This is a genomic window from Hansschlegelia zhihuaiae (assembly GCF_004103825.1).
Lineage (GTDB): Bacteria > Pseudomonadota > Alphaproteobacteria > Rhizobiales > Methylopilaceae > Methylopila > Methylopila zhihuaiae.
Genome location: NZ_RYFI01000003.1, coordinates 692 through 13946, shown reverse-complemented (window position 1 = coordinate 13946; position 13255 = coordinate 692). Strand labels below are relative to the sequence as shown.

Here is a 13255-nt window from a genome sequence, read left to right as displayed (position 1 = left end):
GCGGGAGCCTGCGCCGCATGGCGGGCGAGTTCCAGTCCCAGTTCAACGACGCGATGCGCGAGGCCGAGCTCGACGACCTCAAGCGCGAGGTCACGGGGCTGAAGGACCAGGCCTCGAAGCTCGCTGGCCCGAACCCGTTCCAGATCGCCCGCGACGAGCTTAAGAACGCGTGGGACGACAAGCCGGCGCCCGCGCCCTCGGCGCTTTCTGGCGGGACGCCCAAGGCCGATCCTGAATCCGACATTCCCTCCGCCTTCGCGCCGCGGCCCGCGATCGAGGCGCCCGCCGAGCCGCCGGCCCCGACCGAGGCGGAGTTCGCTCCGACGCCTGAAGCAGAGCCGGGGCCAAGGCCGAAGCGCGCGCGAAAGAGCGCCGCCAAGGCGAACGGCGCGGTCAAGCCCGGGGTTGCGAAGCCTGACGACGAGACGGCCGAGCCGCCGCCCGGAGCCGCCGCGTGACGCAGGCCGACATCGACGCCACCAAGGCGCCGCTCATCGAACATCTGATCGAGCTCCGGTCGCGGCTGATCCGCTCGATCGTGGCCTTCGTGATCGCCTTTGGCCTCTGCTTCGCGGTGGCGGGCCACATCTTCAACATCCTGCTCGTGCCCTACGAGATCGCGGCCGGCTCCTCGGCCGCCATCCGCCTCCAATACACCGCGCCGCAGGAATATTTCATCACCCAGATCAAGCTCGCGATGTTCGGCGCGGGCTTCATCTCCTTTCCGATCGTCGCGAACCAGATCTACATGTTCGTCGCGCCCGGCCTCTACAAGAACGAACGCGGCGCCTTCCTGCCCTACCTGATCGCGACCCCGATCCTGTTCCTGTTCGGCGCGGCCTTCGTCTATTTCGCCGCGATGCCGCTCGCGATGCGGTTCTTCCTGTCGATGCAGCAGGTCGGCGGCGAGGGCCGGCCCTCGATCGAACTGATCGCACGGACCAGCGAGTACCTGTCGCTGATCATGACGCTGATCTTCGCCTTCGGGATCTGCTTCCAGACGCCTGTGATCCTGACGCTTCTGGCCCGCGCCGGCTTCATCGACGCGGCCTGGCTGGTGGCGAAGCGCCGCTACGCCATCGTCGTGGTGTTCGCGGTCGCCGCGGTGCTGACGCCGCCCGACGTCATCAGCCAGATCGCCCTTGCGGTGCCGACTCTGCTTCTCTACGAAATCTCGATCTACGTGGTGAAGATGGTCGAGAAGAAGAAGGCCGCGGAAGACGCGGACGAGCCTGACGAAGCCTAGCGGTTGGACGAGCCGCCTGCGTGCTTCGAGACGGCCCTGCGGGCCTCCTCAGCATGAGGAGGTTTCCGGCTTGCCATCCTCCACGATCCTCATGCTGAGGAGCCTCGCGTCAGCGAGGCGTCTCGAAGCACGCAGCGCATTGTTGCAGCGTCGCTTTCTCGTTCAGCCTTTTCCGGGACCCCCATGCACGACATCCGCCTGATCCGCGACGACCCCGAAGCCTTCGACCGCGCGCTTGGGCGTCGGGGACTCGCGCCGCTTTCGGCCTCGCTGATCGCGAAGGACGAGAAGCGCCGGGAGGTCATCGGCCGCCTGCAGGCCATGCAGGAGCGCCGCAATGCGGCGTCGAAGGAGGTCGGCCAGGCCAAGGCGCAGAAGGACGAGGCCCGCGCCGCCGCGCTGATCGAGGAGGTCGGTCGCCTGAAGCAGGACGTGCCCGCAGCCGAGGCCGAGCAGAAGGCGCTGGAGGACGAGCTTGCGGCCGAGCTCTCCGGCATCCCCAACTCGCCGCTCGCCGAGGTGCCGGACGGGCCGGACGAGAGTGGCAATGTCGAGCTTCACCGGGTCGGCGAGCCGAAGCCGATCCATGACGCCAAGGCGCATTATGACCTCGGCGAGGCGCTCGGCCTGATCGATTTCGAGGCGGCCTCGCGCATGTCCGGCGCGCGCTTCGCGGTGCTGAAAGGCGGCGTCGCACGACTCGAGCGCGCGCTGCTGAGCTTCATGCTCGACCTGCACACCGGCGAGCACGGCTACACGGAGGTGGCGCCGCCGCTGCTGGTTCGAGACGAGGCCATGTTCGGCACGGCGCAACTGCCGAAATTCCGCGACGATCAGTTCATGGGTGTCCGTCTTCCAAAAAAAGATTTCTCAGTCGGAGATCTTAACGAGCTGATCACGAGGGTTCGACCCCACATGGAAAAGGGCGAGCCGTATGATTTCTTTGATGCTGTTTTTCGTTTCTCAGAACCTCTTTGGCTCATCCCCACCGCCGAAGTCTCCCTCACGAACCTCGTCCGCGAGCAGATCCTTTCGGAGGAAGAGCTTCCGCTCCGCGTCACCGCCGGCACGCCCTGCTTCCGCGCCGAGGCGGGCGCCGCGGGGCGCGACACGCGCGGGCTCATCCGCCAGCACCAGTTCACCAAGGTCGAGCTGGTCTCCGTCACCACGCCGGAGAAGAGCCTCGAGGAGCACGAGCGGATGCTCGGCTGCGCCGAAGAAGTGCTCAAGCGCCTGGAGCTGCCCTTCCGCACCGTCACGCTCTGCGCCGGCGACATGGGTTTTTCGTCTCAGAAGACCTACGACATCGAGGTCTGGCTGCCGGCCCAGAACGCCTATCGCGAGATCTCGTCCTGCTCGGTCTGCGGCGACTTCCAGGCGCGCCGCATGAACGCGCGCTATCGGCCGGCGGAGGGCAAGGGGCCGCGCTACGTCCACACGCTGAACGGCTCCGGCGTCGCGGTCGGCCGCGCCTTGGTCGCGGTGCTGGAGAACTACCAGCAGCCCGACGGCTCGATCGCCGTGCCCGAGGTCCTGAAGCCCTATATGGGCGGGCTGGAGCTGATCGAGCGGGCGTCTTGAAGCGCACCGCGCATGTCCCGGCCTGGAGCCGGGACCCATCCGGCGCGGCGCTTGTCTGGACAAGGCCCGTCGCCGTCACGTCCTCTTCCGAATCGTCGCGTTTATGGGTCCCGGCTCAAGGCCGGAACATCGGCGCGGCGGGTCCGCGATCAGCTGAAAGACGACATGAGAATCCTCATCACCAATGACGACGGCGTCCATGCCGAGGGGCTCGAGACGCTCGAACAGATCGCGCGGGAGCTCTCCGACGACGTCTGGATCGTCGCGCCCGAGGCCGACCAGTCCGGCGCCTCGCACTCGATCTCGCTCTCCGACCCGCTGCGCCTGCGCGAGATCGGCGAGAAACGCTTCGCCGTCCGCGGCACGCCGAGCGATTGCGTCATCATGGGCGTGCGCCACGTGCTGAAGGAGAAACGGCCGGACCTCATCCTCTCCGGCGTCAACCGCGGCCAGAACGTCGCCGAAGACGTCACCTATTCGGGCACGGTCGCGGGCGCGATCGAGGGCACGCTGCTCGGCATCCCGTCGATCGCGCTCAGCCAGAATTTCGACCGCAAGCGCGAGGATCTGGAGGACATGTTCGACGCCGCGCGCGCCCACGGGGCCGAGGTCGTGGGCAAGATCGTCAAGGCCGGCTTCGGGCCGGACCGGCTCGTCAACGTCAATTTCCCGGGCTGCGCGGCCGGCGAAGTCACGGGCGTCTCGGTCACTCGCCAGGGCCAGCGCAACCAGGAGCTGCTCAAGATCGAGGGCCGCGCCGACGGCCGCGGAAACCCCTATTTCTGGATCGTGTTCGGCCGCGCCGACTTCCAGCCGGGCGAGGGCACCGACCTCGAGGCGATCCGCAAGCGGCGGATTTCGGTGACTCCGCTGAAAATCGACTTGACCGACGAGCGCCTGTTCGACGGACTGAAGGCCGCGTTCGCCTGACAGCCCGAGAATCGAGCATGCCCCAGCCCGACGACGACGTCGAACGCACGCGTCGGGCGGAGCTCGTGCTGGCGCTCCGGAGCCGGGGCGTGCGGTCGCTGCGGGTGCTGGCCGCGATCGAGACAATTCCCCGCTCGGTCTTCACGCCCTCCCGGCTCGCCGAGCACGCCTATCAGGACCGCGCGCTGCCGATCGCCTGCGGGCAGACGATCGAGCGCCCCTCCGAGATCGCCGCTGCGCTCGACGCGCTGAATGTCGGTGAGCTCGACGGCGTGCTGGAGATCGGCACCGGGTCGGGCTACGCGACCGCGATTCTCGCTGGGCTCGCCCGCCGCGTGGTCACGATCGAGCGATGGCGGACGCTGAGCGAGAACGCCGCCCGCCGCGTCTCGGGCCTCGGGCTCGGAGCGAACGTCACCTATCTGGTGGGCGACGGCGCGACCGGCCGAGCCGAACAGGCGCCCTATGAGCGCATCCTGATCTCGGCCGCCATCGAGACGCCGCCCTCCGCGCTCCTGAACCAGCTGAAGCCGGGCGGCGTCATGGTGGCGGCGGTCGGTCCGACGAGCGGCCAGCGTCTCACGCGAATCGTCAAGGCGAAGGACGGCTCGCTCGAAGAGACGACCGTGGGAGCGGCGCGGCTGCCGCCGATGCTCGAGGGCGTGGCGCTGGCGCTCTGAGGCCACGCCGCCGATCAAGATTTGCGGCGGCATCGTGGCGAATCCCGTAGCCAATAACCCTCCGTTTACCTCAACGCGCTTTAACTCAACTCATGTCGGTCGAGTTCGTCGCGAGTCTCCATCATGCGTAGCACCGTCTGCCCCCTGCGTTCCCGCCTGCTGGTCCGCGTCGCCGCCGTCGCCCTCGTTTCCGGAGCCACCGCGGCCTGCAGCTCGGACAGCACACGCTTCGGCGATCCGTTCTCGAACCCCTTCTCGTCGGCCTCCTCGGAACCCGCGCCGCGGCAGGACACGACCGCCTCGATCCAGGCCGCGCCGTCGTCGCGGGTCGAGCGCGCCCCGCTCGGCGCGCCGAGCGCCGCCCAGAACCGGCCGATGTACGGCTACGGCGCAGGCGACGGGTCTTACCGCCAGTCGCGCGTGGAGCCCCAGTCCACCGGTTCCTTGTCGTCGTCGGGGTCCGCGATCGCCCGGCCTGCTGCGCCGGCGACCCGCGCCTCCTCTAACATAGCGGCCGGCGGCGGGATGACCGTCACGCTCGGCCGCGGCGAAAGCCTCCAGACAATTTCGCGGCGCTACGGCGTGTCGGCGAGCGCCATCATGCAGGCGAACGGCCTGTCGAACGCCAACGGCGTGGGCGAGGGGACGCGGCTTGTGATCCCGGCCCATCCGGGCGTCGGCGGCGAGCGCGTCGCGATGGCTCCGGCCCGTCCGGCGCCCGTGCAGGCCCGCCCGGCGCCCATGCGTCCGGCCGCGGTGGCCGCGGCTCCGGCGCCCGCCGCGCCGAAGGAGAGAATGCAGTTCGTGCAGGGCGCGCAGCCCAAGGGCTTCGAGCAGAAGCCCGTCGCGGCCGTCAAGCCCGTCGAGCCGACGAAGCCGGCGCCGGCTCCGAAGGTCGCGGAAGCGCCCGCGCTGAAGCCGAGCGTCGCGGCTTCGCAGCCGGCCCCCGCCAAGCCTGTCGCCGCAAAGCCCGCGGCCGCCGACGACAGCGTCAAGACCGCCGCACTCAAGGTCGATCCGGCGCCTGCCGCCGAGCCGGCGGGCCCATCCTTCCGCTGGCCGGTGCGCGGCCGGGTCATCTCGGGCTACGGCTCGAAGGCCAGCGGCTCGTCGAATGACGGCATCAACCTCTCGGTGCCCGAAGGCACCGACGTGAAGGCTTCGGACGACGGCGTCGTGGCCTATTCGGGCAGCGAGCTGAAGGGCTTCGGCAATCTCGTGCTGATCCGCCATTCGAACGGCTGGGTCACGGCCTACGCCCACAACAGCGCGCTGAACGTGAAGCGCGGCGACACGGTGCGGCGCGGCCAGATCATCGCGAAGTCCGGCTCGACCGGCAGCGTGACCTCGCCCCAGCTCCACTTCGAGGTCCGCAAGGGCGCCCAGACGGTCGACCCGCTGAAGCACCTGCCAGACGTGTGAGTCGAAGTCGGCGTCATCCCGGACGCGCGAAGCGCGAGCCGGGATCGTCGTCAGGATCGAGCTCTAGTCGGAACGCGGTCCCGGATCGGCCTGACGGCCGTCCGGGATGACGCATTTCGATCACACGCCCTCGCGTCCCGCCAGATCCTGGATGAACTGCCACGCCACGCGGCCGGAGCGCGATCCGCGCGTGGTCGCCCATTCGAGCGCCTCACGGCGCAGTTCGTCGGGCGCAATCTTTAGCCCGAAATGCTCGGCGTAACCCGTCACCATCGCCAGGAACTCGTCCTGGCTGCAGCGGTGGAAGCCGAGCCAGAGGCCGAACCGGTCCGACAGCGAGACCTTCTCCTCCACCGCCTCGCCGGCGTGGATCGCGGTGGAGCGCTCGTTCTCGATCATCTCGCGGGCGAGCAGGTGGCGGCGGTTCGAGGTCGCGTAGAACAGCACGTTCTCGGGCCGCCCCTCGATGCCGCCCTCCAGCACCGCCTTCAGCGACTTGTAGGATGTGTCCTCGAGATCGAACGAGAGGTCGTCGCAGAACAGCAGGAACGGGAACGGCGCGGCCCGGAGCAGCGACATCAGCACCGGCAGCGTCTCGATGTCCTCGCGGTGGATCTCGACGAGCTTCAGCTTCGGCATGCTCTCCGCCTCGAGCGCGGCCGCGACGGTCGCGTGCGCGGCCTTCACCAGCGAACTCTTACCCATGCCACGCGCGCCCCAGAGCAGCGCGTTGTTCGCCGGCTTGCCGCGGGCGAAGCGGAAGGTGTTGTCGAGCAGCATGTCGCGGACGCGGTCGATGCCCTTCAGCAGCGTCATCTCCACGCGGGACACGCGAGTCACCGGCGTCAGCCGCTTCTCCGCGGACTGCCAGACGAAGGCGTCGGCCGCCTCGAAGTCGGGGGCCTGCGGGCGCGCGGGCGCCATCCGGTCGAGCGCGTCGGCTATGCGCGCGAGCAACTCGTCGCGGGTGTCGGTCGCGGGCATGGAGTAGAACGGATCGGACACGTGCGGATTTCCGAATCTGCTGACGCCTTAGAACGAGGCTCATGGTCCTCCCGGCTTGACCGGAGGGCCCCCTTCAGGGCGTAGCCCTATGGGTGACGTGGGTGGTCCGGTCAAGCCGGACCACGACGCGAGCTTCCGCGACGGCCGACCCTCGTCCGCGCGCCCGAAAGCCGCCCTTCGGCGCCCTCTTTGGCGTGATTTGCTTTCACGGGCGCCGTGGCTATAGTCCGCCGCGTTTCGCCGGGCCCCAGCCGCGCCGGCGCGATCTGACGCGTTTCCGCCGGTCCGTCCGGTCCGGCCAGAAACCTCCTCCGGAGCCTCGAATGTTCGTCACGCCTGCACTCGCCCAAGCGGCGCCCGCCGCCGCTCCCGGAGGGGCGGACTTCTTCATCCAGCTGATGCCCTTCGTGCTGATCTTCGTGATCATGTACTTCCTGATCCTGCGTCCGCAGCAGAAGCGGGTGAAGGCGCATCGCGAGATGATCACGAATGTCCGTCGCGGCGACACGATCGTCACGGCCGGCGGCATTATCGCCAAGGTGACCAAGGTCATCGACGACAACGAGGTGCAGATCGAGATCGCCGACAATGTCCGCGCCCGGCTGTCCCGGGGCATGATCTCGGAGGTCAAGGCCAAGGGCGAGCCGGTCAAGTCCGAGACGCCCTGACGCCGCCACATGGGCGCCGCCATGTCGCGGCGCCCTGAAATGATCGACGATCCATGCTGTATTTCTCGACCTGGAAGACGATCGCGGTTCTGGCGCTCTGCGCGCTCGGCGTGATCTTCGCGCTTCCGAACGTCCTGCCGAAATCGGTCCGCGACGCCTATCCGAGCTGGTTCCCGGCCCGCACAATCGTGCTCGGCCTCGACCTGCAGGGCGGCTCGCAGCTGTTGCTCGAGGTCGACGGCCAGGCGCTGCGCAAGGCGCGCATCGACGCGGTCCGGGAAGACGTCCGCCGGGTGCTGCGTGAGGCCCGGGTCGGCACCACGGCGATCAATCTCGACGGCAAGATCGTCAGGGCGACGCTCCGCGAGCCCGGCCAGATGGGGCTCGCGCTCGAAAAGCTGCGCACGCTCGCGGTTCCGGCGTCGACCTCGGTGTTCGGCGGCGCCGGCCCCAACGAGGTCGAGGTCGCTCAGCAGGGCGACAGCGTCGTGACCGTGACCCTGAACGACGCGGCGATCGAGGCCCGCATCCGCGCCGCCGTCGACCAATCGATCGAAATCGTGCGGCGGCGCGTCGACGAGCTCGGCACGGTCGAGCCGTCTATTCAGCGGCAAGGCGTCGACCGCATCCTGGTCCAGGTGCCGGGCCTCAACGATCCGCAGCGCCTGAAGGACATCCTGGGCAAGACGGCGGCGCTGTCGTTCCGCCTGGTCGACCTCTCGGTGCCGCCCGAACAGGCCGCCGCGGGCCGGCCGCCGGAGGGCTCCGAGGTGCTGTTCGAGAACCAGAACGGCAATAAGACGCCGATCCTGGTCGAGAAGCGCGTGATGGTTTCGGGCGAGGACCTGACGGACGCGCAGCCCGGCTTCGACCAGCGCACCAACGAGCCGATCGTCTCGTTCCGCTTCAACAATCGCGGCGCCCGCCAGTTCGGCGTCGTCACTCAGGCCAATGTCGGAAAGCCCTTCGCCATCATCCTCGACAATGAGGTGATCTCGGCGCCTCGCATCAACGAGCCAATCACGGGCGGCTCGGGCCAGATCTCGGGCAACTTCACCGTCCAGAGCGCGAACGACCTCGCGGTGCTGCTGCGCGCCGGCGCGTTGCCGGCGCCGCTCACGGTGATCGAGGAGCGCACCGTCGGGCCCGGCCTCGGCCAGGATTCGATCAACGCCGGCACGCGGGCGACCTGGTACGCGGCCGCCTTCGTGATCGTCTTCATGTTCGCGACCTATGGCGTGTTCGGCTTCTTCGCGAACATCGCGCTGACCGTCCACGTGGTCTTCATCTTCGCGCTGATGTCGTTGCTCGGCGCGACGCTGACGCTGCCCGGCATCGCCGGCATCGTGCTGACGATCGGAACCGCGGTCGATTCGAACGTGCTGATCTATGAGCGAATCCGCGAGGAGTTCCGCGCGGGGCGCAACATGGTGTCGTCGATCGAGGCGGGCTTCAAACAGGCCTTTGCGGTCATCATCGACTCGAACTCGACCATGGCGATCGCCGCCCTCATCCTGTTCCTGCTGGGCTCGGGCCCGGTGCGCGGCTTCGCGGTGGTGTTCCTGCTCGGCATCGTGACGACCGTCATCACGGCCGTGACCATGACGCGGATGATGATCGCGCTCTGGTACCGCCGAGCCCGCCCCCAGACCCTGCCGTTCTGAGCGGGGAGACAGACACGATGCGCCTGATCCGCCTGTTCCCCGACGACTCGAACTTCCGCTTCGTGCGCTGGCGCGCGGTGACGTTTCCGCTGTCGGCCTTCATCGCCGTCATGACGCTCGTCCTGTTCATGACGCAGGGCCTCAATTACGGCATCGACTTCACCGGCGGCACGCTGATGGAGCTGCAGGCGAAATCCGGCCAGGCGGACATCGCCAAGGTGCGCGAGACCTCGCATTCCTTTGAGGTCGGCGAGGTCGAGGTCCAGGAGTTCGGGCAGGGCGGGCAGGTCTCGGTGCGCTTCCGCGTGCAGCCGGGCGGCGAGGCGGCGCAGTCCAAGCTTGTGTCGGACGCCCGCAGGGCGTTCGAGGGCGAGTACGAGATCCGCCGCGTCGAGACGGTCGGCCCCCGCGTCTCGGGCGAACTCGTCCAGGCCGGCACGCTCGGCGTCGTGCTGTCTATCATGGCGGTGCTGGTCTATCTCTGGTTCCGCTTCGAGCTGAACCTCGCGATCGGCGCGATCATCGGCACGCTGCACGACATCGTGCTCACCGTCGGCTTCTTCCTGATCACCAGGGAGGAGTTCAACATGACCTCGATCGCCGCGATCCTGACCATCGTCGGCTACTCGCTCAACGAGACCGTGGTGGTGTTCGACCGCACCCGCGAGCTCCTGAGAAAATACAAGAACATCCCGACCGAAGAGCTTCTGGACCTTTCGATAAACCACACCATGTCGCGCACCGTGATGACCGCCACCACGACGGCGCTGTCGCTGCTCGCGCTGGTGCTGTTCGGCGGACAGGCGATCCAGGGCTTCGCCAATGTGATGCTTTACGGCGTCATCATCTGCACCTATTCGGCGATCTTCGTCTCGACCCCGATGCTGATCTATCTCGGCGTCAAGACCTCGGCGCGCGCGGCCGCCGACGCCAAGGCCGACGCCGCGGCCCGCGAGGCCGCGAGCCGCGCGCCCGCCGCCCCGCGCGGGATGGCCTGAGGGCGGAGCTCCGCCCATGGCTGAACCCGACCGCCGCCATCTGCCAGGCCGACAGCTGATCGACGCCTATGGCGGCGGCGGCTTCCGCTTCGCGGATCTCGCGCACAAGGGCTCGCTGCTCGGCCTGCCTTCGGGCATGTGGGCCTGGCCCTACGCCGCCCCGGACGAGCTCGACGAGGCGGCCTTCGCGAGGGTGCTGGCCGAGGCTGACGAGATCGACACGCTGCTGGTCGGCTCCGGCGCCGATCTCGTTCCGCTGCGTCCTGCGCCCCGCGAAGCGCTTAAGGCCGCCGGAATCACGGTCGAGGTGATGACGACGGGCGCTGCGGCGCGCACCTGGAACATCCTGGTCGGCGAGCGGAGGCGGGTCGCTGCGGCGCTGCTCGCGGTGAGGTGAGCCCGGTTCCCGACGACACGGTCGCGAGCCTCGTCCGCGACGCGGATTTCGGCCGTTACGCCGCCACTCTGTTCGCGCCCGCTCCCGCGCGGCCTCATCTCCTGGCCCTCTATGCCTTCGAGATCGAGCTCGCGCGCGTCCGCGACATCGTCAGCGATCCGATGGTCGGTGAGATCAGGCTTCAGTGGTGGCGCGACGCGCTCGCCGATCCCGAGCGCGCCGACGCCGTCGCCCATCCGGTGGCGAAGGCGCTGGAAGGCGCGATCGCCTATGGCCGCCTGCCGCGCGAGGCGCTGCTCGCGCTCACGGACGCATGGATCGACGATCTCTACGACGACCCTATCGCGTCCCTTGAGGACCTCGAAGCCCGGCTCGGCGCCACCTCGGCCGCGACGCTCAGGCTCGCGACCCTGGTCGCCGCTCGCGGCGAGGACCCGGGCGGCTCCGATGTCGCGGGGCTCGCTGGCGTGGCGGACGGCCTCGCGCGCCTGCTCCGCCTGCTTCCGAAGCATGTGGCGCGTGGCCAGATCCTGCTGCCCGTCGACCTCATGGCCAAGCACGACGTCTCGCGCGACGAGGTCGTGTCGGGCCCCGGCGGTCCTGCGCTGGCTCGCCTGGTCGTGGCGCTCGCGGGCCATGGCCGGAAGCGGCTCGCCGAGGCGAGGACGGCGTATACGGCGCTTGCGCCTTCGGGCCGCGCGGCGACGCTACCGCTCTGCTTCGTGGACCGAGACCTCGATCGGATCGCGCGCAAGGCGGCGCCTTTCGCTCCGCCGCCGGAAGAGCCCCGCTGGCGGATGCTCCTCCGGCTTTGGAACGCCAGTCGCCGAGAGCCGCCTTTCTAGAGCTGCCCGACCGGCGCGGCCGCGTCCGCGTCGTCGGCGAGCTCCTGCAGCAGCGGCGCAGCGGCCTCAAGGGCGGGGAGGATGTCCTCGACGCGCGTCGCGACGAGGTAGGGCACGTCGAGGCCCGGCCGGAGAAAGCCCTCCACGGCCATATGGTCCAGGAGGGAAATCAACGGCGTCCAGAACCCCGCGAGATCGGCGATCAGGATCGGCTTGTCGTGCCGGCCGAGCTGCGCCCAGGTGAGCTGCTCGACAAGCTCCTCCAGCGTGCCGACGCCGCCCGGCAGCGCCACGAAGGCGTCGGAGCGCTCAAACATCAGGCGTTTTCGCTCGTGCATGTCGGCGGTCACGACCAGCTCCTGGACGTCGCCTAGCATCACCTCGCGGTCGACCAGGAACTGCGGGATGATCCCGGTGACGTGGCCGCCGGAGGCGAGCGTCGAGCGCGCAATCGCGCCCATCAGCCCGATATCGCCGCCGCCATAGACGAGTCCGACGCCGGCCTCGGCCAAGAGCCGCCCGAAGGCCTCGGCGGCGGCGAGATGCTCGGGACGGGAGCCGGCGCTCGAGCCGCAATAGACGCAGACGGTGCGGATTCGGATCATGGCGTCGAGTTGGCCTTCCGCGCCGCGGCCGGTCAAGCGCGCCCCGCCGCGACTTCCGATTCCATCGGACAACGTGCATGTTGACGCATGTCCTTGTAGGACATGGAGATTGACGGCCTCGCGACAGGGTGGCGACAGCCTTTCGGCGCGGCGTGACGAGGCGCGAAGGACGACGATGGACCCGGCATTGAGGCGCGGATTCGCGATCGGCTTTGTCGTGGTCGCATTGGCCGCAGCCGCCTACGCGTGGCGCGAAGGCTGGACGCCCGGCGCCGATGGCGGCCGGACGGCGAAGACTGAGGCGCCGGTGGTCGACCTCGTCCCGAGCGTCCCCGGCAAGCCGTCGGCCAAGCCCGAAGCGGGCAAGCCCGCCGACGCGACGCCCCCCTTCGCCGCTCCTACGAGCCCATCCGCCAGCCCCGCCGCGCCGGGCGCCCAGCCCACGGAGCCCGGGGCGCCGGGCTCGGACGTCGCCGCGCTTTCGCCGAACGCCTCGGGGACGCCTAAGTCCGCCGCTCCGTCGGCGGAGAAGGGCGCGTTCGACATCGTGCGCGTCGAGCCGTCGGGCGAACTGGTCGTGGCCGGACGATGCCCGGCCGGCTGCTCCGTGGAGCTGACCGCCAACGGCAAGCCGCAGGACAAGGCGACAGCCGACGCCGCGGGCAATTTCGCGATGGTCCCGCCGAAGCTGCCGCCGGGCGACCACCAGCTCGGGCTCAGGGTCACGACGCCTGACGGCAGATCGGCGGTCTCCGAGCAGTCCGTCACCGTCTCGGTGCCGGCGCCTCCGTCGACGGAGGTGGTGGTGGTGTTGAACGAGCCCAACGCGCCCTCGAAGGTTCTGCAGCAGCCTGGCCAGGCGTCCGCGGCCGCGCCGGCCGCTCCCGGGACGCAGACGGCGCGCCGCGAGCCGGGCGGGGCGAGGACGTCGGCCCAGACGGTCGCAGCGCTCTCGCTCGGAGCGGTCGACGCCGAGAGGGGCCGCTTCTTCATGCAGGGCACGGCGCCGAACGGCGCGCGGCTCCGCGTCTATCTCAACAACGCGCTGATCGCGGAGCCGGTCGCGGGCGCCGACCAGCGCTGGTCCGTCAGGGTGGAGCGCGGTCTCACGCCTGGCCGCTACGTCGCGCGCGTCGACCATGTCGATGGCGCGTCGGGCAAGGTGATCTCGCGGGCCGAGGCGCGCTTCGACTACGAGGCGGACGCCGAGGTGG

Annotated in this window: 13 protein-coding genes and 1 pseudogene; 12 read left to right on the top strand and 2 right to left on the bottom strand. The window is 69.3% G+C overall.

Translation table 11 applies throughout. The annotated features are described in order from the left end of the window. From EK403_RS03935 to EK403_RS03910, 6 genes are all read left to right on the top strand, one after another. Nucleotides 1-458, top strand: a 458-nt coding sequence (locus EK403_RS03935; RefSeq protein WP_206659474.1) for a twin-arginine translocase subunit TatB, incomplete at its 5' end; no start/stop codon positions are given. Beyond that, nucleotides 455-1246, top strand: coding sequence for a twin-arginine translocase subunit TatC (gene tatC / locus EK403_RS03930; RefSeq protein WP_128776209.1), 792 nt, complete (start codon nucleotides 455-457; stop codon nucleotides 1244-1246). The genes EK403_RS03935 and tatC, both read left to right, overlap by 4 nt. 183 nt (nucleotides 1247-1429) lie before the next feature. Then, nucleotides 1430-2827 (top strand): serine--tRNA ligase, encoded by a 1398-nt coding sequence (serS, locus tag EK403_RS03925; RefSeq protein WP_128776208.1) that lies wholly within the window; start codon nucleotides 1430-1432, stop codon nucleotides 2825-2827. 165 nt (nucleotides 2828-2992) lie between these two features. Next, nucleotides 2993-3757, top strand: a complete 765-nt coding sequence (gene surE, locus EK403_RS03920) for a 5'/3'-nucleotidase SurE (protein ID WP_128776207.1) — start codon at nucleotides 2993-2995, stop codon at nucleotides 3755-3757. Nucleotides 3758-3774: 17 nt separating this feature from the next. After that, nucleotides 3775-4437, top strand: a complete 663-nt coding sequence (locus EK403_RS03915; protein ID WP_128776206.1) for a protein-L-isoaspartate(D-aspartate) O-methyltransferase — start codon at nucleotides 3775-3777, stop codon at nucleotides 4435-4437. Nucleotides 4438-4560: 123 nt separating this feature from the next. After that, the gene (locus tag EK403_RS03910) at nucleotides 4561-5859 is read left to right on the top strand and encodes a LysM peptidoglycan-binding domain-containing M23 family metallopeptidase (RefSeq protein WP_128776205.1); all 1299 of its coding nucleotides are present in this window, start codon (nucleotides 4561-4563) and stop codon (nucleotides 5857-5859) included. A 120-nt stretch (nucleotides 5860-5979) separates the two neighbouring features. Here the strand turns inward: EK403_RS03910 and EK403_RS03905 are convergent, their stop codons facing one another. Continuing rightward, nucleotides 5980-6843 carry an ATP-binding protein gene (locus tag EK403_RS03905; RefSeq protein ID WP_128776460.1) on the bottom strand — a complete coding sequence of 288 codons (864 nt, stop codon included), beginning with the start codon at nucleotides 6841-6843 and terminating at the stop codon, nucleotides 5980-5982. Nucleotides 6844-7187: 344 nt separating this feature from the next. On the opposite strand from EK403_RS03905, the gene yajC reads away from it, so the two are divergent. The 5 genes from yajC to EK403_RS03880 are packed head-to-tail and all read left to right on the top strand — an operon-like array spanning nucleotide 7188 to nucleotide 11436. Next, nucleotides 7188-7532: a preprotein translocase subunit YajC gene (gene yajC, locus EK403_RS03900; RefSeq protein ID WP_128776204.1), complete on the top strand. Its 345-nt coding sequence runs from the start codon at nucleotides 7188-7190 to the stop codon at nucleotides 7530-7532. Nucleotides 7533-7585: 53 nt separating this feature from the next. After that, nucleotides 7586-9196 carry a protein translocase subunit SecD gene (gene secD, locus EK403_RS03895; protein WP_128776203.1) on the top strand — a complete coding sequence of 537 codons (1611 nt, stop codon included), beginning with the start codon at nucleotides 7586-7588 and terminating at the stop codon, nucleotides 9194-9196. A gap of 17 nt (nucleotides 9197-9213) precedes the next feature. Continuing rightward, a complete protein-coding gene (gene secF, locus EK403_RS03890; protein WP_128776202.1) occupies nucleotides 9214-10194 on the top strand; it encodes a protein translocase subunit SecF in 981 nt (326 codons plus the stop codon). 16 nt (nucleotides 10195-10210) lie between these two features. Further along, nucleotides 10211-10591, top strand: coding sequence for an Mth938-like domain-containing protein (locus EK403_RS03885; protein ID WP_128776201.1), 381 nt, complete (start codon nucleotides 10211-10213; stop codon nucleotides 10589-10591). After that, nucleotides 10588-11436 (top strand): phytoene/squalene synthase family protein, encoded by an 849-nt coding sequence (locus EK403_RS03880; protein WP_128776200.1) that lies wholly within the window; start codon nucleotides 10588-10590, stop codon nucleotides 11434-11436. The genes EK403_RS03885 and EK403_RS03880 overlap by 4 nt, the downstream gene beginning before the upstream one ends. On the opposite strand, the gene EK403_RS03875 is transcribed toward EK403_RS03880, so the two are convergent. Next, a complete protein-coding gene (locus tag EK403_RS03875) occupies nucleotides 11433-12041 on the bottom strand; it encodes an LOG family protein (protein ID WP_128776459.1) in 609 nt (202 codons plus the stop codon). The two genes, EK403_RS03880 and EK403_RS03875, sit on opposite strands and share 4 nt — an antisense overlap. Before the next feature lie 175 nt (nucleotides 12042-12216). Here EK403_RS03875 and EK403_RS22170 point away from each other — a divergent pair. After that, nucleotides 12217-13255, top strand: a pseudogene (locus EK403_RS22170) (hypothetical protein); the annotation flags it as partial.

Coding starts and splice junctions, on each gene's coding strand:
- serS (WP_128776208.1), top strand. CDS start 1,430: ATGCACGACATCCGCCTGATCCGCGACGACCCCGAAGCCTTCGACCGC.
- surE (WP_128776207.1), top strand. CDS start 2,993: ATGAGAATCCTCATCACCAATGACGACGGCGTCCATGCCGAGGGGCTC.
- EK403_RS03915 (WP_128776206.1), top strand. CDS start 3,775: ATGCCCCAGCCCGACGACGACGTCGAACGCACGCGTCGGGCGGAGCTC.
- EK403_RS03910 (WP_128776205.1), top strand. CDS start 4,561: ATGCGTAGCACCGTCTGCCCCCTGCGTTCCCGCCTGCTGGTCCGCGTC.
- EK403_RS03905 (WP_128776460.1), bottom strand. CDS start 6,843: ATGCCCGCGACCGACACCCGCGACGAGTTGCTCGCGCGCATAGCCGAC.
- yajC (WP_128776204.1), top strand. CDS start 7,188: ATGTTCGTCACGCCTGCACTCGCCCAAGCGGCGCCCGCCGCCGCTCCC.
- secD (WP_128776203.1), top strand. CDS start 7,586: ATGCTGTATTTCTCGACCTGGAAGACGATCGCGGTTCTGGCGCTCTGC.
- secF (WP_128776202.1), top strand. CDS start 9,214: ATGCGCCTGATCCGCCTGTTCCCCGACGACTCGAACTTCCGCTTCGTG.
- EK403_RS03885 (WP_128776201.1), top strand. CDS start 10,211: ATGGCTGAACCCGACCGCCGCCATCTGCCAGGCCGACAGCTGATCGAC.
- EK403_RS03875 (WP_128776459.1), bottom strand. CDS start 12,041: ATGATCCGAATCCGCACCGTCTGCGTCTATTGCGGCTCGAGCGCCGGC.